Source organism: Chloroflexota bacterium (genome assembly GCA_015478725.1).
GTDB lineage: Bacteria > Chloroflexota > Limnocylindria > Limnocylindrales > CSP1-4 > C-114.
In genome coordinates this window covers 19,237-40,215 of record JADMIG010000016.1, presented here as the reverse complement: position 1 = coordinate 40,215, position 20,979 = coordinate 19,237, and the positions used below count along the sequence as shown (strand labels likewise).

Below are 20,979 nucleotides of genomic sequence, written 5' to 3'. Positions count from 1 at the left end.
CCCGCCCCTGATCCACGCGCCCGCCCCGATCCACGCGCCGGCTCTGATCGTGGACAGGACCGCGCGGATTTTTTTCGTTCATCGGTGAACAGTTCACGAGTGAACGATTTTTTCGCGCGGGCGGCCGCAGATCGGTGGAGACGGACCGCGGACGCCGGGCGGCGCGGGCGGAGACGGGGCGGTCCTCAAACCGGGGCCCAACATGGCCCTATTCTGGCGCCTTAACTCGCCACAACTTGGCGGCTGAACTCGATCGCGCGACGGCAAACCTGCTGCGGTTGGCATCGTCCCGATCGGCGCCCTCGCGCCCTGACCGAATCTTCAGGGCGCCGGGATGATGAGGCGTTGGCCGACGGTGATGAGATTCGGGTCCTTGATCCCGTTCGCCTTTTCGATGGCGGCCGCGGTGACCCCGTACAGCCGGGCGATCGAGATGAGGGTCTCGCCGCGGGCGACGACGTGGGTCGTCGGCAGCGGAGGATGAGTCCTGGTCGGGATCGTCGTCGGTCCGACCGTGGGCGTGAGCGAGGCACTCGGGGTCGGTGGCGGGCTCGCGGTGGGACTGGCCTGGCCGACGGCCGGACTGGCCTGGCCGACGGCCGGACTCGCACCGGAAACGCCGGATGGACCGGCGGACAACGGTCCCTGATGACGGAGGAGCCCTGCCGCGAGGATCGCGACGGCGATGAGACCCACGAGGAGGAAGGCCGCACCGAACGCGAGCCTGCGTAGCCTGGCCCCTCCAGCCCGCCATCGGACACGGCCGCGGACGACCTCGACCGGCACTTCCGCGGCACGACCGGGGAGGACCGACGATCCCGGAGCGGGGCCGGCAGGAACGACGTAGCGTCCGCAGGCGGGGTAGTCCGGGCTTAGGCAGAACGAGCCCTGATGGGTGACCTCGATCCGTTCAGGCCGCGATGCGCTGTGGCAGCGATGGGCGGCCGTCGCGAACGCGAAGTGCGATCGGGGATCGTCCGCGAGGCCGAGATATGGGCAGACGATCGGGTCGGCTACCGCAACGATGCCTCCTGGCGACGGTCCCTCGTTCACTGTTCGCGATCCGTGCGGTTCGCGGTGGATCCGATCGCGGTGGGATCCGGTGATGGCGCTCTGTGTTCGCCTCGAGCCCGCCCCATGAGCCGACCGATCGGAGAGGTGCTGCGGGCCACGTCCGGCGCGCGGCCAAAGCCGTGGGATACGGACGGCAGGGCGTCGCGAAGGCCGGCCGATGTCGAGGGATCACCGATGAGCGTCGAATGCGCCACGCCCACCTCGAGGATCGAATGGGCGTCGGAGACCGCGATGCCGGGCAGGCCGTGCTCGCGGGCGAACGTCGCCGCCCGCTCGTTGCCTCCGCGATCAACGAGTCGAGCGTTCCACGTTTCGATCCAGTCGACCAACCCGGCGAGCTCTTCCAGATCCGGGTTCATGAGCAACGACGCGCGATGTCGGTCGAACGGGTGCGGGATGCCGACGAGCCCGCCCTGATCCCGCGCGGCGGCGATCGCCTCGAGGACGGGCGATCCGGATGGGATCGGGCGCTCGAGGAAGACGCAGATGAGATCGCCCTCCAGGGTTCGAACCTCCTCACCCACGATCACCGTAAGGCCTTCCGGTGCGGCGTCCCGGGCCCGGAGCGCGCCATCGATCCGATCGTGGTCCGTGATCGCGAGATGGGTGAGACCGCGGGATGAGGCCGCACGGACCACGGACTCGGGCGAGGCGAGCGAATCGAAGCTTGCGGCGGTGTGGCAATGGAGGTCGATGACTGCGCGCGCGCCCGTCATGTGATCCGCGTTCCCTCCGGCGGCGACTCGATTCTGGCGCCGATATCGCGACACTTGCGCCGGATGTTCTCACACCTGGGTGCGCGATCCGCCCCGCGCCCCCCAGATCGGCCTCGCCGTCAGCGCCAACCCCACCTCGCTGACCGGGAGCGGCAGCGTCACGTGGGTGCCGCGGGTGGGATCCAGCGAACGTCGCACGGTTCCAGGGACGGTTGGTGGCCGATCAGCGGCTCGGGCGATCAGCGGCTCGGGCGACCGAGCGTCAGGCCGCGATAGCCGGGCACGAACCCGGCGTCGATGAGCCGGCCGCGCCAGGCCGAGCCGCTCACCGGCTCCCCGGCGACCTTCGTCACGACGAGGTCGCGGACCCGACCGTCGGCGACGAGCGCGCCGAGTGCCCGCAGGGCGATGGACGCGGTCGCCGGCGCGTCCGCCGCCGGCAGCGGCTGGAGCGATGTGCCGCCACGCTCGAGATAGAGGACGGCTGCGCCGTCGACGAGGACGACGTACGCTCCGGCGGCCCGTGGATATGGGCGGCGGTCGGCGTCGTCGCGTCGCGGCCACGGAAGCGTGACGCCGTACGGATTCGCGGGATCCGTCGCGGCGAGGAGATCGACGCGCGGCCGGTCCGAGGACGGCTCGCGGACGGCGCGGAGACGATCGAGGGCGCCGGCGAGGGCGAATTGCGCCCCACCAAGTCCCTCGATGAAGTAGCCGCGCCGGATCCGGCCGGCCTCCTCCATCGCCCGGAACACCGGATAGATCCCGGCGAAGCCGCCATCGATCGCCTCACTGGCGACGGTCTCGCGGGTGACGATCCCGTGACGCTCGAGGAGGGCGACCGCCGTCGCGTGGAGGGCGGCCGTCCGAATGCCGGCACCGGCGGCCGATCGATCGACGAGGGACCAGCGGCCAGCCGCCTCCGGTGGCCCGAGGGCGGTGAGCCGGCCGGGCCGCGGCCGGACGCCGGAGCGGCTCGGGCGACGCCACCGGAGCGCCCGCAGCGGCGCGAACGTGTCGTTCGTCACCTCCCCGGCCCAGACGAGATCCCACAGCGCGTCGAGGAGCTCCCGGTCAGGGGCGCCGCGGGCTGCTGCCGAGAGCTCGCGGTAGAACGACGCGCCGCGCGCCTCGAGGTGACGTCGGATCGCGTGATGGAGCGGTCCGCTCGGACGATCCGCCGACGGGCCGGCGTCCGAGCCCATGGCGGCGGTGCGGTCCCCCGCTTCCGGCCTCCCGCCCGCGGCGGGGCGACGGAGGGCGATCCTCCCATCGTCGCGGTTGAGGCTCCCCCGCCCCTCCCAGGCGACCTCGCCGAGGGCGCCGAGCTCGTCGAGGAGCCGCGGTTCGTAGGCCGGGATCCGGGCCGGGAGGACGTCGCGTTCGAGCACGGACGCCGGGATCGGGACGTCCGCGAGCTGGGCGACGACCTCCGCGAGGCGCTCGAGCGCGGCCGATGATCGAGCCGGTCGGACTGGACCTGGCGCGCGGGACGCCCCGCCGCCCGGATCGAGCGGCACGATGCCGTGCCAGGCGGGCAGGAACCGTCCGAGCGCCGTCTGCTCGACCGGCTCCACCTCATGCCGGAGCCGGGCGAGCGAGCGTCGGCGGAGCGATCGGAGGACCTCCGGGTCGCACCACTCACGGTCGGCGCCGCCGGGACGGAACTCGCCGCGGAGGATCGTCCCCGCCGCGAGGAGCCGCTCGAGCGCGTCCTCGATCGCTCGTGCCGGCAGACCCCATCGCCGGGCTGGCTCGTCCGTGAGGAACGGGCCGTGGCTGCGCGCCCAGCGGGCGAGGATCCCGTCGAGGGCGTTCGCGACAGGCACGAGGAACGCCTCCGGGACCCCGGCCGGGGGCTGGACCCCGAGCGCATCCCGGTACCGGGCGACGTCCTCCATCGCGATCCAGCGATCCTCACCCGCGACGCGGACGACGACCGCGCGGCGGCTCGTCCGGAGCGCCTCCAGCCAGCCGGCAGCCGTCGCTGCTCCGCCCTCGGCTCGGGCGGCGACTTCGTCCGGGCGGAGATCGCCGATCCGGCGGAGGAGATCGTGGAGCCGCTCCTCGTTCGAGACGCGGTGGTCCTCGGCGAGCCCCTGCAGCGCGAGCTCCAGGTCGGCGAGGGCCGCCGGGTCGAGCAGCTCGCGCAGCTCCTCCTGGCCGAGCAGCTCGCGAAGGAGGTCCCGATCGAGGGTCAGCGCGCCCGCCCGGCGCTCCGCGAGCGGCGCATCTCCCTCGTACATGTACGTCGCGACGTAGTCGAAGAGGAGCGACGACGCGAACGGGGAGGCCCGGACCGTCTCGACCCGGTGGACGGCGATCTCCCGGCGGGCGACAGCAGCGAGGATCTCGCGCAGGGCGGTGAGGTCGAAGACGTCCGAGAGGCACTCGCGATACGTCTCGACGAGGATCGGAAAGCTCCCGTAGCGACTCGCGACGGCGAGGAGGTCCGCGGCTCGCTGCCGTTGCTGCCACAGCGGCGTGCGGCGGCCGGGCCGGCGTCGAGGCAGGAGGAGCGCCCGCGCCGCGTTCTCCCGGAAGCGCGAGGCGAAGAGGCTCGACGCGGCGATCCCGCCGACGACGAGATCCTCCACCTCATCGGCGTCGGGGAAGACGATCGCCTCGACCGCCGCCGCGTCCGTCTCCGCGGCACCCTCCGGCAGCCGGATGGCGATCCCGTCGTCCGACCAGATCGTCCGGACCTCCGATCCGAGGCGCTCGGCGAGGCGGGCCTCGATGGCGATCGACCAGGGGGCATGGACGCGACCGCCGAACGGGCTGAGCACGACGAGCCGCCAGTCGCCGAGCTCGTCGCGGAACCGCTCGATGACGATGCGGCGATCGGTCGGCAGGGCGCCGGCGATCTCCGTCTCCTCCTCGAGATAGGCGATGAGGTTCTCGGCCGCCCGCTCGTCGAGGTCGTGGCGCTCCCGGAGCCGGGCGATCGCGGCGCCCCGACCGCGGGCCGTCCCGTCGAGCGTCGTCTCCATGGTCCGCACGAAGGCACCGAGCGCCCGGCCGAGCTCGACCGGCCGCCCGAGGGCGTCGCCGTGCCAGAACGGCAGCCGGCCCGGGATGCCGGGCGCCGGGCTGACCGTCACGCGGTCGTGGCCGATCTCCTCGATCCGCCAGCTCGTCGCGCCGAGGGTGATGACCTCACCGGCACGCGCCTCGTACACCATCTCCTCATCGAGCTCGCCGACACGACGACCCGGCGTCCCGGGCTCGCCGACGAGGAAGACCCCGAACAGGCCGCGATCCGGGATCGTCCCCCCGGAGGTGACCGCGACAACCCGCGCGTCACGGCGCGCGACGATCTCGCCGGTCGTGCGGTCCCACACGAGGCGCGGTCGGAGCTCCGCGAACTCGTCGGAGGGATAGGCTCCGGCGAGCATGGCGAGGACCCCCTCGAGGGCCTCCTCGCTCAGCGTCTCGTACGGGGCCGCGCGACGCACCACCGCGCCGATCGTCTCGGCCGTCCAGGAGTCCATGACCGCCATCGCGACGATCTGTTGGGCGAGGACGTCGAGTGGGTTGCGCGGCATCGTCGTCGTCTCGATGGCCCCGGCCCGCATCCGCTCGGTCACCACGGCCGTCTCGAGCAGGTCGCCGCGGAACTTGGGGAAGAAGATGCCGCGGCTCGGGGCGCCGACGTGATGGCCCGCCCGCCCCACGCGCTGGAGGCCGCTCGCGACGGATGACGGCGATTCGACCTGGATGACGAGGTCCACGGCGCCCATGTCGATGCCGAGCTCGAGGCTCGACGTGGCGACGATCGCCGGCGAGCGACCGGCCTTGAGGTCCTCCTCGATCGCGAGCCGCTGCTCCCGCGCGACGCTCCCGTGATGGGCCCGCACGAGCTGCTCGCCGGCGAGGTCGTTGAGGCGCTGCGCGAGCCGCTCGGCGAGCCGGCGGCTGTTCGTGAAGACGATCGTGCTCCGATGGGCCCGGATGAGCTCGAGGATCCGCGGGTGGATGGCGGGCCAGATGCTCGATCGCGCCTCGGGGGCCGAGGCCGCACCCGCGGGCCCGTCGCCGGGCGGGACCCCATCGCCGAGGCGGGTCATGTCGTCCACCGGGACGATCACGGTGAGCTCGAGCGAGGCGGCCGCGCCCGCATCGACGATCGCGACGTCGCGACCCGGCCCCACCCCGCCGAGGAAGCGGGCGACCGTCTCGAGCGGACGCTGCGTGGCGGACAGGCCGATCCGCTGGGCGGGACGTCGCCCGGCCGGGCGGAGGACCTCGAGCCGCTCGAGACTCAGCGCGAGGTGCGCTCCCCGTTTCGTGCCAGCCATCGTGTGGATCTCGTCCACGATGACGTGCTCGACGTCGCGGAGGATCTCGCCGGCGCCGCTCGTGAGCATGAGATACAGCGATTCGGGCGTCGTGATGAGGATGTCCGGGGCGTGTCGGACGAGATCGCGTCGTTCGGCCGCCGGGGTGTCGCCGGTCCGGCTGGCGATGGAGATCCGCGGCGCGGTCCCGCCGAGACGCTCGGCGGCGAGGGCGATCCCGGCGAGCGGGGCGCGGAGGTTCCGCTCGATGTCATACGTGAGCGCCTTGAGCGGCGAGACGTAGAGCGTCCGGACGGTGGCCGGCCGCGTCCGGGTCGGCGGGGGCGACGGATCGACGACGAGTCGGTCAAGGCACCAGAGGAACGCGGCGAGCGTCTTGCCGCTCCCGGTCGGAGCATGGATGAGGGTGTGACGGCCGGCGGCGATCGCCGTCCAGCCGTCCACCTGGGCACGGGTCGGCGTCGCGAACGTCCCGCTGAACCAGGCCCGCACGGGCGGGCTGAACGGGGCGAGCGGGTCGCCGACCCGTCCGGCAGGACGCGGGCCCGGGCGGTCGTCGGGCGGTGGGGTGACGGTCGTGGCCACGGGCGCCGAGTATATGGTCGGCCGCTGCCGGGGTCGGCAGCGGCCTGGGCGGCGGCCGGGATGGTCAGGTCGCGGAGGCGACACCTCGAGCCGGCTGCGTGGTCGCGACCTTCGCCCGCCATGGAACGCCGAGCCGCGGCAGGAGCCAGCGGTCCACGCCGTAGTGGCCGGCGACCCGCCAGGCGAGGATGAGCCCGATGGCGAGGGCGAACATGACGGGGTTCGTCGACGTCGTGCCGGCGAGCATGTACGACATGTTCATGACGATGCCGAAGAACGCCGCCACGCCGACGAGCGCCCCGACGAGGAGGCCGACGCCCACGGCGAGCTCGCCGACCGCGATGAGCCATGCGAACCACCCCTGCGCGTGGTTGTCGATGAGGACCTGCAGGAACGTGCGGTACCAGTCGAACGTGATCGGCGGTCGACCGGTCGCCGGGATCGCGACCGCACGATTCCAGTACCCGAGGAGCGGCGCGCCGCCGTCCACCCAGCCGCTGCCGGTGAGCTTCTCCCAGCCAGCGACGGCCCACTCGAAGCCGACGAAGATCCGGATCGGCAGCCACAGCAGGCCCGCGCGAGTGTTGCTGAAGAGATAGCGGGTGAAGGCCGGGCCCTCGACCTCCACCTCCTCCGCCTGAGGCTGCTTGCGGTCCTCGAACAGGAGGAGTGTGACGACGATGAAGAGTGCCCAGAAGATCACCGTCAGCGCCGGATCGATCTCCTTCGGCGGGCTGACCCACGGATTCTCCATGAACACGAGCACGACCGCCGCGAGCAGCGCCAGCGGCACGGCGTACGAGCGAAACTTTGCCATTTCCCTCTCCCTTCCCGTTCCTGCAGCAGGGCAGGTCCCGTGTGATCAGGATGCCCCACCGGGGCGCCGCGGCCAAGGGGGCCAACGGCCCGAGTTCATGGGCCACCCGGCCGGGCCGGATGGCCCGCTTCTCAGGTGAGCCGCTCGAGGCGCGCGACGACCTCGGCGATGACCCGGCGCGAGGCGTCGTCGGCCAGCTTCGACCGGCGATCGACCGAGGCGCCGACCGCGGGATCGTCCTCGAGCGTCGCCGGCAGCTCCGGGGTCCCGAACCGCTCCGCTTCGGCGGCCCAGCGGGCACGCCATGTCTCGGGTGTGGCGGTCCCGGGCGCGACCACCCGATGCGCGCCGGCGAGCCAGACGAGCGCCCATGCCCGCGGCACGACCCGATGGATGTCGTATCCCCCGCCGCCCGTCGCAAGCCAGCGGCCGGCGGCGTACCGGTGGGCGATCGCATCGACGATACGGGCGGCCGCACCCATCGCGGTCGTCGTCACTCGAAGGTGCGCAAGCGGGTCCCAGGCGTGGCTGTCCGCGCCGTGCTGGCTCACGACGACGTCCGGTCGGAAGCGCTCCGCGGCGAGGGGGACGATCCGCTCGACGGCCTCGAGCCAGACGTCGGCGCCGGTGAACGCCTCGAGCGGGACGTTGACGACGGATCCGGGTGCCGCGCCGGGTGGCGGCTCGACCAACCCGGTCATCGGGAACAGCGTCCGGCCCGACTCATGGATCGAGAGGGTCAGGACGCCAGGATCGGCGGCATGGATCGCCTCGACGCCGTCGCCGTGATGGACGTCCAGGTCGACGTAGAGGACCCGCTGTCCCGCCCGTCGGGCGAGGTCGATGGCGAGGGCCGGATCGTCGTAGATGCAGAACCCGGACGCGCGGTCGCGCATCGCGTGGTGGAGGCCGCCGCCCGGATGGAACGCGTGCGCCGTGCGGCCGTCGAGGATCGCTGCCATCGCCGCCAGCGAGCCGCCGGCGACCGCGGCCGCCGCGTCGTGCATCCCGAGGAACGGCGGATCGTCACCGCCCGGGCCGATCCCCGCCGCCAGCGGGCGATCCGGATCGTCGGCGAAGGCGCGGACCGTCGCGATGTACCGCCGGTCGTGACAGCGGGCGAGCTCGTCGTCGGTGGCCGGTTCGGGCGCGAGCCCGGGCTCTGCGCCCACAGCCCGCAGCAGGTCGATCCCCGGCCCGAACCGCTCCGGGGTCAGCGGGTGGCCGGGCCCGAAGTCGTACGTCGTCGAGCGCCGCCCGAAGACCAGGAGCGGATCGTCGCCTGCCACGCGTGGCACGATAGCGGCCATGGAACGTCGCTACACGACGCCGCTCATCGACAAGCTCGGCGTGCGCCCGGCCGCCCGGGTGGCGATCGCCGGCGTCGACGACGACGAGTTCCGGCGGCTCCTCGCCGAGCGGACCGCGGACGTCGTCGAGCTCGGCTCGGACGAGGCGCCACCGCCGGACACGGACGTCATCTTCCTCGCCGCCGACGACGCTCGAGCGCTCGCCCGCCTCCCAGCCCTCCGCGCCTCTCTCGTGCCGAACGGCGCGATCTGGGTCGTCTCGCGGAAGGGCAGGGCGGCGACGCTCCGCGACGTCGACGTGATCGACGCGGCGCGGGCCGCCGGCCTCATCGACAACAAGGTCGCGAGCTTCTCGACGACCCACACGGCGCTCCGTCTCGTGATCCCGCGCCACCTTCGGCCGCGTCCGGCCACGTCCGGCCGCCGAGCGACTCCGGACGGATCGGGGCCGGCCGTCAGCCCTCGACGCGGAGTGTCCGCTCCACTCCGTCGGCGGTGAGGTCGATGAGGTAGCCGCGGAGGATGCCGTGGGCCGCCTCGGAGCCGGCGTTGACGCAGACCGTGTCCCCGATGCGCCGTTCGCCGCCCGATTCGTGGATGTGGCCATGGACCCCGAGGACCGGCCGGAACGACTCGATCGCTCGCCGCACGCCGGTCGAGCCCACGGGGCCGCGGAGGACGTCGCCCGCGCTGATCGTCGGCTGGAGGTCCGGCGAGAGGAGCGGCGCCGTGTCGAGCCCGGAATCGTACGGCGGGACGTGGGTCATCATCACCGTCTTCCGCGGATCGCGGACGCCGCGGAACAGCCCCGACAATCGATCGAGGAACTCCTCCTCCGGCAGCTCGCGCGGCGTCGACCACGGCGTCGGCGACGACCAGCCCATGCTGACGAGCTGGTGCCAAGGGGTGAGATCGACGACCTGCTCGTTCACGTTCTTCGCGTACGCGGAGTCGGCGAGGACGGCGTCGATCTCGAAGTCGTCGTCGTTGCCGGGCATGAGGTAGACCGGGATCTTCGAGCCGTCGAGGCGCTCGGCCGCGAGCGTCATCCACTCGCGGACCCGACGCGAGATCTGCTCCTCGAAATGGCGCCGCACGACCGCCGGGTCGGAATCCATCGCGGCCTGCTCGGTGGGTGAGACGCGCGTGCCGTAGTAGCCGAGGTCGGCGATGGAGCGTTCGAGGTCGGCCAGCGCCGGCTCCGTGCGGGCGACGCGCCGCGATCCGAGGACGGTCGCCGTCCACGTCCCGGCCGGGTCCTCGACGATCGGCACGAGGGCCTTGCCCGTGAGGTCGCCGGCGATGAGGACGGCGTCCACCTTGTAGACGTTCGCCCGCGTCGCGTTGAGGAGCTTCCGCCACGCCCGTTCGGAGGCGTGGATATCGCTGCAGATGTAGAGCCGGAACGGTTTCGCCATCGGTGCCTTGCTCGATCGGGACGCGGGGTCAGTCCGGCGGGAGCTCCCGGTACATGAGGCGCGTGTCGATGCCGTGCGCCCGGTTGCGGAGCGACTGGACGACATAGATCGCGACGCCGACGACGACGACGATGACGACGAACGTCACGCCCTGCTTGTTCAGGTAGGCGAGGGCGTCGGAACCCTGGCCGGTGATGTTGTTCCAGATCGGCAGGATCCCGGCGTACCAGTAGAGGACGACGGCGAACACGAGCCAGACGATGCCGAGGAACGGCAGGGCGAACGCGTACGGCGCGTCCCGGACGAGGTCCGGCCGGGTGAACCGCACGAGCACGGCGTTGACGCCCGGCATGATCCACGTCAGGCCGCCGGCGAGGATGCCGAACCACGCGGTCGCGACGAGGTTGAGCTTGCCGGTCGGCGAGAGGCCGCTCGCTCCGGGGATGTAGTTGAGGAGCGGGAAGTTCTGGAACGCCGCGAAGAGGACCGCCACGACCAGGGCGGCGAGGATCGCGTTGGCCGGCGCGCGGAGCCGCTCCGACACCGTCCCGAACCACTCCGGCACCTGGCGATCGAGGCTCCAGGCGAGCTGCACCCGCGAGAGGAACACGATGTAGACCGGGCAGAGGAGGAACGGGAAGACCGTCACGGCGAGGCTGATGAGGGCCCAGATCGGCCACAGGCCGGGGTTCGCGATGACGCCCATGAGCGGCATCGAGTTCGGCTGGCCGAGCGGGAGGGCGGGCTGCGTCACGAATCCCCACCAGGCGGCGCCCCAGCCGACCTGGCCGTTGATGCCGAGGCGGGCGGCGATGAAGTCCGTGTACACCGAGTTCATGAAGACCGCGATCGCCAGCGCGCCGAGCATCGCGATGAGGATGCTCCGCCGGACATTGCCGCGGACCTCGCCGGCGATGTAGGCGCTGTACTGGAAGCCGATGTACTGGAAGAGGAGGATGCCGGCCATGAAGCTGAAGACCGCCGGGTCGAGATTGAGGCCCGCGCCGTGGTCGATGAGATTCGCCTTGTCGGCGGCCGCCGCCAGCTGGTCGACCGTCACGCCACCGGCCACGCCGGGCAGGTTCGCGGCGAATGTCGCCGGGTCGATCGCCGTCAGACCGAGGACGAACATGAGGACGCCGGCCGCGAGGCTGAGCAGGGCGAGCGTCGTGACGATGCGGTGGAAGCGCCGCGTCGGCTGGAAGACGATGACCGCCACGAGGGCGAGGACGATGAGGGCCGCGATGAACCCCGGCACGCCGGTGATCAGGCCGGTGTCGTCCGTGAACCAGCTGTTCGCCCCGCCGAAGAAGCTGCTCCCCGTCCCGAGGCCGATGATCCGGCCGGTGATCTGGAGGTTCTGGACGACGATGGGAACTTCGAAGGCGATGATCGCGAGCGAGCTGAAGGCGAGCGTCCAGCTCTCCATCCAGCCGAGGAACGGCCCGACCCTGGGGACGATCCGGCTCGTGAACACGTAGTCGCCGCCGGACCGCGGCATGACGCTCGTGAGGGACGCGAAGATGAGCGCGAGGAGGACGGAGAAAGCACCCACGATGAGCGCTGCCCAGCCGTAGGTGGTGAAGCCCGCGTACGTCCCGACGCTGATCCCGGCGAGCGAGTAGAAGACCGGATACCAGCCGAGACCCACCCCGATGAATGCCGCCGTGTTGAAGAACAGCGCGTTGACGACGCTGACCTCACGGACGAGCCCCGACGACTGTCTCGTGAAGAGCGCACGACCACTTTGTGGCGCGGCCATCAGACGTTCGCCTCCAGTCAGTCAACCGACCGCTCTGGCGCCCACCTCGCGCCGGCGGTCGCCGGGCGTCGTTCCGCGTCCTCCTCCGGCGCGGATCGAGCCTTCGAACATCGAAGGCGGCGCAAGTATACTGACCGGCACTCGCGGCGGACGGCCGATTCGTGCACGAACCGCGCACTCGAGAGGACCCCCGATGACGTCGGCCACCCGGACCCTGGACGACCCCCTCGCGGAGGCGGTCCGGATCATCGGCATCGCCGAGTCGCGCAGTCTCCTCCTGCGCCTCATGGGCGGCCTCGCCTTCCACGCCCAGGCCCCGACCTGGACGGCCCGCGTCGATCGCGACGGCCGCGACATCGACTTCGCGACCCGGAGCAGGGACCGCAAGGCGGTCGTCGAGCTCCTCGTCGGCGAGGGCTACACGCCGGACAAGCAGTACAACGCGCTGTACGGCCACAAGCAGCTGTACTTCGTCGACGAGCCGCATTCCCGGCCGGTGGACGTCCTCGTGGATCGCCTCGAGATGTGCCACATGTTCGAGTTCGGCGATCGACTCGCGACGACGAGTCCCACCCTGCCGCTCGCCGAGCTCCTCCTCTCCAAGCTCCAGGTGGTCCGCATCAACCGCAAGGACGTCCTCGACGCGCTCATCCTCCTCGGCGAGCACCCGCTCGGGACGACGGACGGCGCGACGGACGCGACGACGGGGTCGTCCGCGATCAACACGACGCGGATCGTCGCCCTCGCCGCGAACGACTGGGGCTGGTGGCGGACGCTCACCGAGAACCTCGACAAGCTGCGACTCTTCCACGAGGTGGATCTCCAGCCCGGCGAGCTCGAGACCGGCCGACCGCTCCGCTACGACCCGGTCGCCCAGATCCGCGACCTGCGGGCGGCGATCGACGCGGCGCCGAAGTCAACCCGCTGGAAGCTCCGGTCCCGGGTCGGCGACCGGATGTCGTGGTACGAGCTGCCGGAGGAGGTCGGTCACGGGCGCGAGTGAGCCCGGGGGCGACGCGGACGGAGCGCCGGCCGGCGGCGACATCGACGGGATCCGGATCGCCGTCGCCCAGGTGGGCGCGACCGTCGGCGAGCCGTCCCGCAACCTCGCGACAGTCCGCCGCTATGCGGACCGGGCGGCCCGGGCAGGGGCCGAGCTCGTCGTCTTCCCGGAGTGCTTCGCCCAGGGCTACTCGCTGCGACCGGCGGTCCTCGCTCTCGCGGAGGAGCTCGACGGGCCCATCGCGACCGCGCTCGGGGAGATCGCCCGGCACGCCGACATCGCGCTCGTCGTCGGGTTCATCGAGCGGAACCCGAGCCCCCCGGACCGGCCGTTCAACACCGCGCTCGTCGTGGGCCGCGACGGCCGCCGGCTCGGGGCCTACCGGAAGACCCACCTCTTCGACGGCGAGCACGGCGCGTTCGCCCCCGGCGACCGATATCCGGTGATCCCGGTGCCACTCCGTGCGGACCGGCCGCCCCTCCGCGTCGGCGTCGCGATCTGCGCCGACATCGAATATCCCGAGGTCGCCCGGCTGCTCACCCTCGGCGGCGCGGACCTCATCGCCGTGCCCTCCGCGGACATGGAGCCGTATCGTGTCCAGCAGGCGGCGAACCTCATGAGTCGGGCGATCGAGAACAACGTCCATGTCGCCCTGGCCAACACCGTCGAACGCCGCGCGACGGTGACGTTCTTCGGAGGCAGCGGCATCGCCGCGCCGGACGGGACGCTCGTCTCCGCCGGCTACGATCGGCCGCGGCTGGTCGTCGCGACCCTGAGCGCGGCGGCGGTCGAGCGGTCCGGCGGACCGGGCTCGTACCTCCGGTCCCGGCGGATCGAGACATACGCCGACCTCCTCGCGTCCCCGCCAGCCGGAGCATGACACCGCCAGGATCGGGTGAGACGCCGCCGGACATCGTCGACCTGGCCACGCTCCTCGAGCGGCCCCCGCCGGGCCCGCACCGCACGACCGTCCGGATCGGGGACGACGACGTGGAGACGCTCGCCGATCTGCCACCGAAGCGCGGCGGCCTCCTGTTCGTCGGGCTCAATCCGTCACCGGTGAGCTTCGTCGCCGGCCACTACCACCAGGGTCGCCTCGGCCGGACGTTCTGGCGGCGCCTCATCGTCGCCGGGATCCTCCCGCCCGGGACGCCGATCGAGACGGCGGACGACGCGCTCCTCGCGGCCGGTCACGGGATCACGGACCTCATCAAGCGGCCCACGCCACGGGATGTCGCTTCGGACCGCGAACTCACCGCCGGCGTCGGACCGCTCTGGCAGAAGGTCGCGATCTGGCGAGCCGGCGCCGTGGTCTTCGTCTACAAGCGAGTGGCGAGCGCCGTCGCCGGACGCCGGCTCGCCGAGCGCTGGGGAACGCTCGACGGTGTCGCCGTCGCCGGACGCCCATGCTTCCTCATGCCCGGCCCGTACGCGCCGGCGTCCGAGGTCGAAGCGGGCCTCAATCTCCTCCGCAATCTCGGCGCGGCCGTCGCCCGCGACTCGGCGTGATGCGGCGACGGCCGAAAGCGCGTCGTCCGATCGTCAGGCGGGGAAGGGGTGGCGCCAGCGGAGGCCCGGGAATCGACTGAAGTCGCGGTCGGTCGTGATGAATTCGCTCCCGGATTCGATCGCGAGGGCGGCGAGGTAAGCGTCCGGGACGATGTTGCCCCTGGCGCCCACCTCGATGCAGAGGCGCTCGAAGATGTCCCAGTGACGGGCACCCGGTGACACGATGACCGCGTTCGGCTCACCTCGGAGGACGGCGGCGAATCCGAGTGCCCGATCGATCGGCGACGGTGGCGAGAAGATGCGCGTGTGCGTCGCGACGCGAAGGAACCCGCTGAGGACGAGCTCGGACAGGCCGTAGGGCTCGTCTCCTTCGACGACGGACGTCAACCACGCCCGGAACCGATGGTGATCCGGGGCCCCCTCGTGATAGGCGTACACGAGGATGTTGACGTCGATGAGGATCAGGAGTCCGCTCCATCCATCAGATCGACCAGGCCCGCCGTGTCGTCGAGGTCGACACCGGGACGGAGCGTTGCGCCCGGGAATGTCGGCAGGGCGACCGGCTGCGAGCGACGATCACCGGCACGCCGCCCCATCGATTCCCGGAGCGCGTCTTCGACGACCGCGTTGAGCGTCCGGCCGGAGGCAACGGCCTGTGCCTTTGCCTCCACCAGCAACCGATCCTCGATCTTGACCGTGGTCCTCATGCATCAAAGCATAGGTACAGCACATCTTGATGTCAATGCCCTGGTTCGGGCCGTGTCCTGGTTCGTGCCGTGTTGATGGGCCGTGTGGTTCGGGCCGTCGCAACGCACCTGATCGTGAATGCGGACGCCTACTCAAGCAGAAGGGCGGCGAGCGCCGCGGGTTCGTGGACCGGCTGGCGGCAGGCGAAGTCTCGGCACACGAACGCGGTCGCTCGATCGTGGAGTGCGAAGCGGCCCTGGAGCAGCGGCACGGCGCTCGACGGGGGATCGAGGCCCACGGCGAGCACGAGGTGCGGGCGCAGACCGCGTCGAGCGACGTCCACGAGGGCCACCGTTTCCGGCGCCACCGGCGATCCGACGATCGCCACCTCGGCCACCGCCGCGAGGGAGAGGTCGATCGCGACGAGCCACTGGCCGAAGAACGACGGATGCCGCGGCGCGACCGGGACCACGCCGCGGAGGGCGGCGTCCGCCGCGTCGCGATAGCGCCCCTCGCCCGTCAGGGCAGCGAGCCGCAGGAGCACGGTCGTCGACATCGCCCCGCCGGACGGGACGGCGTTGTCCTGGAGCTCCTTCGGCCGGGCGATGAGCGCCTCGGCGTCCGCCGCGGTGTCGAAAAAGCCACCCTCCGGGTCGGCGAAGCGGTCGAGGATCGCGTCGGCCAGGTCGCGTGCGGCGACGAACCAGCGCTCGTCGAACGTGGCTTCGTAGAGCGCGAGCAGCCCCGCCGCGAGGTCGGCGTGATCCTCGAGGACGCCGTCCGCCGTCGCCCGACCGTCCTTCCACGACCGCCGGATCCGACCGTCCGAGTCGCGGACGCCGGCGAGGAGCGCCGTCGCGGCCGTGGTCGCGAGGTCGCGATAGCGCGTTGCCCGTTCAGGTGCGTCGACCGCGGCGGCCGCGCGGGCGAACGCTCCGATGGCGAGGCCGTTCCAGGCGGTGAGCGCCTTGTCGTCACGGGCCGGCTGGGGGCGCCGTGAGCGCTGCACGAACAGTTCGGCGCGGGCGGCAGCGAGCCGCTCGGCGACCTCCGCCTCAGGACGTCCGAACCGCTCCGCGAGCTCTGCGTCGTCCCGCACTCGCGAAAGGATCGTGCGGCCCTCCCAGTTGCCGCCCTCCGTCACGCCGTACGCCGCAGCGAACAGGGCGGCCTCGTCGCCGAGCGCGGCCCCGATCTCCGCCGCGGCCCAGGTGAAGGTCGCGCCCTCGACGCCGAGCGTGTCGGCATCGAGGCTCGCCGCGAACGTGCCGTCCGATCTCCGCAGGTCGCGGGCGATGAAGTCGAGCACGCCGAACGCGACACCGCGATAGGCCGGCTCCCCCGTGAGGCGCCACGCGTCGAGGTATGCGTCCGCGAGGAGCGCGTTGTCGTAGAGCATCTGCTCGAAGTGCGGGACGAGCCAGCCGGCGTCCGTGGCATAGCGATGGAATCCACCGCCGAGCTGATCGTGGATGCCGCCGGCCGCCATCGCATCGAGCGTCCGCCGGGCCATCGCCATGGCATCGGGGTCCGAGCCCGGCCGACCGTCGGGACCGGCCGATCGCCGGAGGAGGAACGCGATCGTCATGGAGGGCGGGAACCTGGGGGCGCCGCCCCAGCCACCGCGGCGGGCATCGAACGACCCCTGCAGCGTCGCGACGGCGGCCTCGAGCACCTGGCGATCCGGCCCCAATCCCGGGTCCGCGGCGACGGGCATCCGCGACTCGACGATCGCCTGGACGAGCCGCTGGCCGGACGCCTCGAGCTCCGCTCGACGATCGCGCCATGCGGCAGCCACGCCCGCGAGGACCTGGCGGAAACCCGGCAGGCCGTGGCGCGGCTCCGGCGGGAAGTACGTCCCGCCGTAGAACGGGTGACCGTCGGGAGTGAGGAAGACGCTCATCGGCCAGCCACCGCCGCCGGTCATCGCCTGGACGGCGGCCATGTACACGGCGTCGAGGTCCGGGCGCTCCTCGCGGTCCACCTTGATCGCGACGAAGTCGCGGCGAAGGTCGGCCGCCGTCGCCTCGTCCTCGAACGACTCGCGCTCCATCACGTGGCACCAGTGGCAGGCGGCGTAGCCGATCGAGAGGAAGATCGGCTGGTCCAGCGCGCGTGCCGACTCGAGCGCCTCCGGGCCCCACGGATACCAGTCGACGGGATTGTGGGAATGCTGGAGGAGGTACGGGCTCGTCTCGCCGGCGAGTCGGTTCGTCGGGCGATCGGAACCGTCGTGGGCGTCGGTCATCGATCGGATGGTACGCGCCACCGGCGAGGCTTCACGAAACTCGCCTCGGGCGGCGGTACGCTTGCGGCGATGGGATGGCGCGACCAGCTGAACAACGAGACTCGGCGAACGACCCGGGAATGGCGCGCTTTCGGCCATCCCCGGTACGCGACGTTCCTCCGCATCGGCCTGAGCTCCGCTGTCGTCGCGGCCCTCGTGAGCGACGGCCTGACGATCCCGCTTCTCCTCGCCCTCGGCGCGCACCCGGCGGTGGCGACGATCATCGGCGTCCTCCCGGTCGCCTGCTCGGCCGCCCAGCTTCGCGTGCCGTGGCTCCTCGAGCGGACGGACGGCGACCTCCGGCGGGTCACGCTCGTCATCCTCGGAGTCGGCGAGACGCGGGGCTTCCTTCTCGCGGCATTCACCCTCCTCGGCTGGGCCGGCGTGATCCCGCACATCGTCGCGATCGCCGCGATCGGCATCGTCATGAGTCTCGGCGGGGCGGCGACGACGATCGGCGGGGCGAACCTCCTCGCCTGGTACGGGGCGGTCCTTCCGGACCCGGAACGCCGATTCGTCGCGCCCCGCGTCATGGGCCTCACGCTCGGTCTCGGGGCGATCCTCCTCCTTCCGGTCGCGCTCCTCGTCCAGGTCGGAAGTGGCGCGCTTGGCGTTCGGATCTACGCGTTCGTCTTCGCTCTCGCCGGGATCGCCGCCATCGTCGAGCTGGCAATCATCCGGGGCCTGCCGCACCCGGGACGCGTTCGCGTCACCGCGGCCCGAACGATGGTGGCGACTCCAGGAGTGGCGACTCCTGGGAGCGCCCCCGCGCCATCGGCCATGCCGCGGGCTGAGGCGACGGCGGGTGCCGCAGCGGCGGCGACCGCGCCGCGATTCGCGGCATCGAGGAACGACCTCGAGCCGTTCATCCGCTCGATCGCGTTCGCCGCGTTCGGGGCGGGCTTCGGTCCGTACCTCTCGATCTATTCGATCTCCGTCCTGCACCTGTCGGCCGGGTTCGCGATCCTCCTCTCGGCGCTCTCGTCCGGGGCGGCGCTCGCCACGTCCACGATCGTCGGCGGCATGCTCGCCCGGGGCTCCGCGTCGCGGACGCTCCGCGTGTCGTTCCTCATGCGCGGCGGATCGATGCTGTTCGGGCTCCTCGCCTTCCCCGGCCAGCCGCTCGCCTGGCTCGTCATCTGCATCGTCGCGGTCGTCGCTTCAGCGGGCGCGTCGGCCGCGACCCTGGCCTCCAACGAACGGCTCATGCGCCTCGCCCCGGGCTCGCGGCTGCTCGGCGCCCAGGGCCGCTTCGTCGCGGCGAATGCCATCGGGATGACAGCCGGCCAGGTGGCGAACGGCGTCGTGCTCGCCTTCGCGCCGCTCACCTATCTGACGTTCGCCGGCCTGTTCCTCGTCTCCGGGCTCACCCGGTTCGTCGTCGCGGCCAGAGCAGAGGTGTCCGCGACGTGGGCCACGAGCACGGCGGTCTTCCGCGTGGACGACCTCATCGATCCACGCCGCCAGCGGTAGTCCAGGGGCCCGCGAGGGGGGATCGGCGGGCTCGGGCGACGTGCGGCGGCAGCCGGCGGCGGCGTGCGGCGTGCGGCGGCGGCCGCCGGCGGCGGTGTGCGGCCTGCGGCGGCGTGCGGCGGCGGCCGGCGGCGGCGTGCGGCGGCGTGCGGCGGCGGCGCTGTGCGGCGGCCGGCGGCGGCAGCCTGCGGCGGCCTGCGGCGGCGGAAAAAAGCCGAAAGCGGCCAGATGCACGCGGCATGAGCGTTGGGTCGATCGGTCGCGGGAATCGGCAGCCCTCTGGCTTGCGGCAACTCGATCATCGCCACGATCGCGCTGGACTCACGCTCGTCCGGATCGTGAACGTGGCGCTCGCGCTGTCCTGCACACGGCGGCGAGGGCTGTCGTTCGACCGAACGTTCGCCGGGCGTGCATCTGGCCGGATCGGCGACGTTCGAGACGGCCGACCGCCGCATCAGCCATAGCCGGGTGGATCGCCGCTGCCGTGTCGAGGCCTGTGGCCGGGCAACCGCTCACCGGTTCCCGGGATTCGGACTCGACGAAGGCGCGGAGAGGCGCCTTCCACGCTGCCCAGCGGACCCGGTGTCCGCGGCAGCGCTACCGCGGCAGCGCGACCGGGGCCACGGTCGGCGCCATGGCCACATGCGGCACACCCGCCATGTCCACGCCCGGCAGCGCGACCGGCACGGCGGCGCCGGGCACGACCGGCACGACCGCCGCGACCGCCACGCCCGGCGGCGCGACCGGCACACCCGCCGAGGCCACGCCCGCGATCGGGTTCGCGCTCGGGTCGGGACGGCCGAGCCGTCGGTACCAGACGACGCCGCCGCCGACGGCCACGAGCGAGACCGCCCCGCCGAGCGCGATCGCGGCCGGCGCACCGGCGTTCGCGGCGACCGCGCCGAGAAGCAGCCCGCCGATCGGGTTCGTGCCGGCGAAGACGGTCGTGTAGACACTCATGACCCTGCCGCGGAGCTCGTCCGGAACGGCGAGCTGGAGGATCGTGTTCGCGGTCGCCATCATCGTGATCGCGCCGGCGCCGGCGATGAACATGAGGAGCAGGTCGGCCGGGTAGCTCCCGATCCCGATGAACAGCTCGGCCACGCCGAGCACGAGCCCGCCGGCGAGCATCCGCGTCGGACTCGTGCCGCCGAAGGCGATCGCGAGGGCGGCGAGGAGCGAGCCCACGCCGGAAGCGGCCATGAGGAACCCGTATCCGGACGCGCCGACGCGCAGGTTCAGCGCGGCCAGCGGCGGGACGAGGATCGTGAAGTTGATGCCGAACGTGGCGACCACGCCGACGACCGTGATGGCGAGGAACACGATCCCCGTCCGGCGGACATACCGCAGCCCATCGGCGAGGTTCGAGCCCACCTGGTGGACCGTCGTGAGGCGGGCGAACCGAGGAGCCGGATGAAGATCCTCCACCCGCATGAGGAAGAGACCGAGGAGGACGGCGAGGAAGCTGATCGCATCGATGAGGAAGGCGATCGAGACGCCGAACGCGCCGATCGTCAGGCCGGCGATCGCGGGCCCGAGGATCCTCGCGCCGTTGAACATCGCCGAGTTGAGGGCGACCGCGTTGCCGACGTCCTCGCGTCCCACCATCTCGACCGCGAACGCCTGCCGAGTCGGCATGTCCACGGCGTTGCGGACGCCCATGACAGCCGCGAGGGCCCAGACTTCCCAGACGGTAACGGTGTGCGTCGCAGCGAGGACGAACAGCGCGAGACTCACTCCCATCGCGACTGTCTGGGTGGCATAGAGCGTCCGACGCTTCGGGAGTCCGTCGGCGATGAGGCCGCCGAACAGGCCGAGGACGAGGACCGGGCCGAACTGGGCCACGGTCATGAGACCAAGATCGAACGGATTTCCGGTCAGCTGGAGGATCAGCCAGCTCTGGGCCACCGCGGTCATCCAGGTCCCGATGAGCGAGATGAGCTGACCGCTGAAGAAGAGCCGGTAGTTCCGATGGTGCAGGGCGCGGAGACCCTGGAGCGAGGCGAGTGCCCCTCGCGTCGGTCGCATGGGGCGCAG

At 72.1% G+C, this 20,979-nt stretch carries 15 protein-coding genes and 1 pseudogene; 5 read left to right on the top strand and 11 right to left on the bottom strand.

The features are described 5' to 3' along the window. Nucleotides 1-321: 321 nt before the first annotated feature. The 5 genes from IVW53_10640 to IVW53_10620 all read right to left on the bottom strand — a co-directional run bounded on the left by IVW53_10640 (nucleotide 322) and on the right by IVW53_10620 (nucleotide 8,782). Complete coding sequence (locus IVW53_10640; protein ID MBF6606026.1) at nucleotides 322-1,053, bottom strand: LysM peptidoglycan-binding domain-containing protein; 732 nt, start codon at nucleotides 1,051-1,053, stop codon at nucleotides 322-324. Beyond that, complete coding sequence (locus tag IVW53_10635) at nucleotides 1,050-1,790, bottom strand: PHP domain-containing protein (GenBank protein ID MBF6606025.1); 741 nt, start codon at nucleotides 1,788-1,790, stop codon at nucleotides 1,050-1,052. The genes IVW53_10640 and IVW53_10635 overlap by 4 nt, the downstream gene beginning before the upstream one ends. A 239-nt stretch (nucleotides 1,791-2,029) precedes the next feature. After that, on the bottom strand, nucleotides 2,030-6,676 hold the full coding sequence (locus tag IVW53_10630) for a DEAD/DEAH box helicase (GenBank protein MBF6606024.1): 4,647 nt from the start codon (nucleotides 6,674-6,676) through the stop codon (nucleotides 2,030-2,032). 64 nt (nucleotides 6,677-6,740) lie between these two features. Beyond that, nucleotides 6,741-7,430, bottom strand: coding sequence for a DoxX family membrane protein (locus IVW53_10625; protein ID MBF6606023.1), 690 nt, complete (start codon nucleotides 7,428-7,430; stop codon nucleotides 6,741-6,743). Between the two features lie 194 nt (nucleotides 7,431-7,624). Next, nucleotides 7,625-8,782, bottom strand: coding sequence for an acetoin utilization protein AcuC (locus IVW53_10620; GenBank protein ID MBF6606022.1), 1,158 nt, complete (start codon nucleotides 8,780-8,782; stop codon nucleotides 7,625-7,627). Between the two features lie 19 nt (nucleotides 8,783-8,801). Between IVW53_10620 and IVW53_10615 the strand changes: the two genes are divergently transcribed. Beyond that, nucleotides 8,802-9,302, top strand: a complete 501-nt coding sequence (locus IVW53_10615) for a DUF3052 family protein (protein MBF6606021.1) — start codon at nucleotides 8,802-8,804, stop codon at nucleotides 9,300-9,302. On the opposite strand, the gene IVW53_10610 is transcribed toward IVW53_10615, so the two are convergent. Then, nucleotides 9,259-10,221, bottom strand: a complete 963-nt coding sequence (locus IVW53_10610) for a metallophosphoesterase (GenBank protein ID MBF6606020.1) — start codon at nucleotides 10,219-10,221, stop codon at nucleotides 9,259-9,261. The two genes, IVW53_10615 and IVW53_10610, sit on opposite strands and share 44 nt — an antisense overlap. A gap of 28 nt (nucleotides 10,222-10,249) precedes the next feature. Then, nucleotides 10,250-11,983 (bottom strand): APC family permease, encoded by a 1,734-nt coding sequence (locus IVW53_10605; GenBank protein MBF6606019.1) that lies wholly within the window; start codon nucleotides 11,981-11,983, stop codon nucleotides 10,250-10,252. Between the two features lie 193 nt (nucleotides 11,984-12,176). Here IVW53_10605 and IVW53_10600 point away from each other — a divergent pair, with 193 nt between their 5' ends. From IVW53_10600 to IVW53_10590, 3 genes are all read left to right on the top strand, one after another. Continuing rightward, on the top strand, nucleotides 12,177-12,986 hold the full coding sequence (locus tag IVW53_10600) for a hypothetical protein (protein ID MBF6606018.1): 810 nt from the start codon (nucleotides 12,177-12,179) through the stop codon (nucleotides 12,984-12,986). A 70-nt stretch (nucleotides 12,987-13,056) separates the two neighbouring features. Continuing rightward, the gene (locus IVW53_10595; GenBank protein MBF6606017.1) at nucleotides 13,057-13,866 is read left to right on the top strand and encodes a carbon-nitrogen hydrolase family protein; all 810 of its coding nucleotides are present in this window, start codon (nucleotides 13,057-13,059) and stop codon (nucleotides 13,864-13,866) included. Next, nucleotides 13,863-14,495: a hypothetical protein gene (locus tag IVW53_10590; GenBank protein ID MBF6606016.1), complete on the top strand. Its 633-nt coding sequence runs from the start codon at nucleotides 13,863-13,865 to the stop codon at nucleotides 14,493-14,495. Before IVW53_10595 ends, IVW53_10590 begins: the two co-directional genes overlap by 4 nt. A 33-nt stretch (nucleotides 14,496-14,528) precedes the next feature. Here the strand turns inward: IVW53_10590 and IVW53_10585 are convergent, their stop codons facing one another. From IVW53_10585 to IVW53_10575, 3 genes are all read right to left on the bottom strand, one after another. Then, the gene (locus IVW53_10585) at nucleotides 14,529-14,960 is read right to left on the bottom strand and encodes a type II toxin-antitoxin system VapC family toxin (protein ID MBF6606015.1); all 432 of its coding nucleotides are present in this window, start codon (nucleotides 14,958-14,960) and stop codon (nucleotides 14,529-14,531) included. Further along, nucleotides 14,957-15,202, bottom strand: a complete 246-nt coding sequence (locus IVW53_10580; GenBank protein MBF6606014.1) for a DUF2191 domain-containing protein — start codon at nucleotides 15,200-15,202, stop codon at nucleotides 14,957-14,959. The genes IVW53_10585 and IVW53_10580 overlap by 4 nt, the downstream gene beginning before the upstream one ends. Nucleotides 15,203-15,330: 128 nt before the next feature. After that, complete coding sequence (locus tag IVW53_10575; protein ID MBF6606013.1) at nucleotides 15,331-17,430, bottom strand: thioredoxin domain-containing protein; 2,100 nt, start codon at nucleotides 17,428-17,430, stop codon at nucleotides 15,331-15,333. A 69-nt stretch (nucleotides 17,431-17,499) separates the two neighbouring features. On the opposite strand from IVW53_10575, the gene IVW53_10570 reads away from it, so the two are divergent. Further along, on the top strand, nucleotides 17,500-18,942 hold the full coding sequence (locus IVW53_10570) for a hypothetical protein (GenBank protein MBF6606012.1): 1,443 nt from the start codon (nucleotides 17,500-17,502) through the stop codon (nucleotides 18,940-18,942). Nucleotides 18,943-19,773: 831 nt separating this feature from the next. On the opposite strand, the pseudogene IVW53_10565 reads toward IVW53_10570, so the two are convergent. Next, nucleotides 19,774-20,970: pseudogene (locus IVW53_10565) on the bottom strand (MFS transporter). Between the last annotated feature and the right edge of the window lie 9 nt (nucleotides 20,971-20,979).

Coding starts and splice junctions, on each gene's coding strand:
- IVW53_10610 (MBF6606020.1), bottom strand. CDS start 10,221: ATGGCGAAACCGTTCCGGCTCTACATCTGCAGCGATATCCACGCCTCC.
- IVW53_10590 (MBF6606016.1), top strand. CDS start 13,863: ATGACACCGCCAGGATCGGGTGAGACGCCGCCGGACATCGTCGACCTG.
- IVW53_10580 (MBF6606014.1), bottom strand. CDS start 15,202: ATGAGGACCACGGTCAAGATCGAGGATCGGTTGCTGGTGGAGGCAAAG.
- IVW53_10615 (MBF6606021.1), top strand. CDS start 8,802: ATGGAACGTCGCTACACGACGCCGCTCATCGACAAGCTCGGCGTGCGC.
- IVW53_10575 (MBF6606013.1), bottom strand. CDS start 17,430: ATGACCGACGCCCACGACGGTTCCGATCGCCCGACGAACCGACTCGCC.
- IVW53_10605 (MBF6606019.1), bottom strand. CDS start 11,983: ATGGCCGCGCCACAAAGTGGTCGTGCGCTCTTCACGAGACAGTCGTCG.
- IVW53_10625 (MBF6606023.1), bottom strand. CDS start 7,430: ATGGAGAATCCGTGGGTCAGCCCGCCGAAGGAGATCGATCCGGCGCTG.
- IVW53_10635 (MBF6606025.1), bottom strand. CDS start 1,790: ATGACGGGCGCGCGCGCAGTCATCGACCTCCATTGCCACACCGCCGCA.
- IVW53_10570 (MBF6606012.1), top strand. CDS start 17,500: ATGGGATGGCGCGACCAGCTGAACAACGAGACTCGGCGAACGACCCGG.
- IVW53_10600 (MBF6606018.1), top strand. CDS start 12,177: ATGACGTCGGCCACCCGGACCCTGGACGACCCCCTCGCGGAGGCGGTC.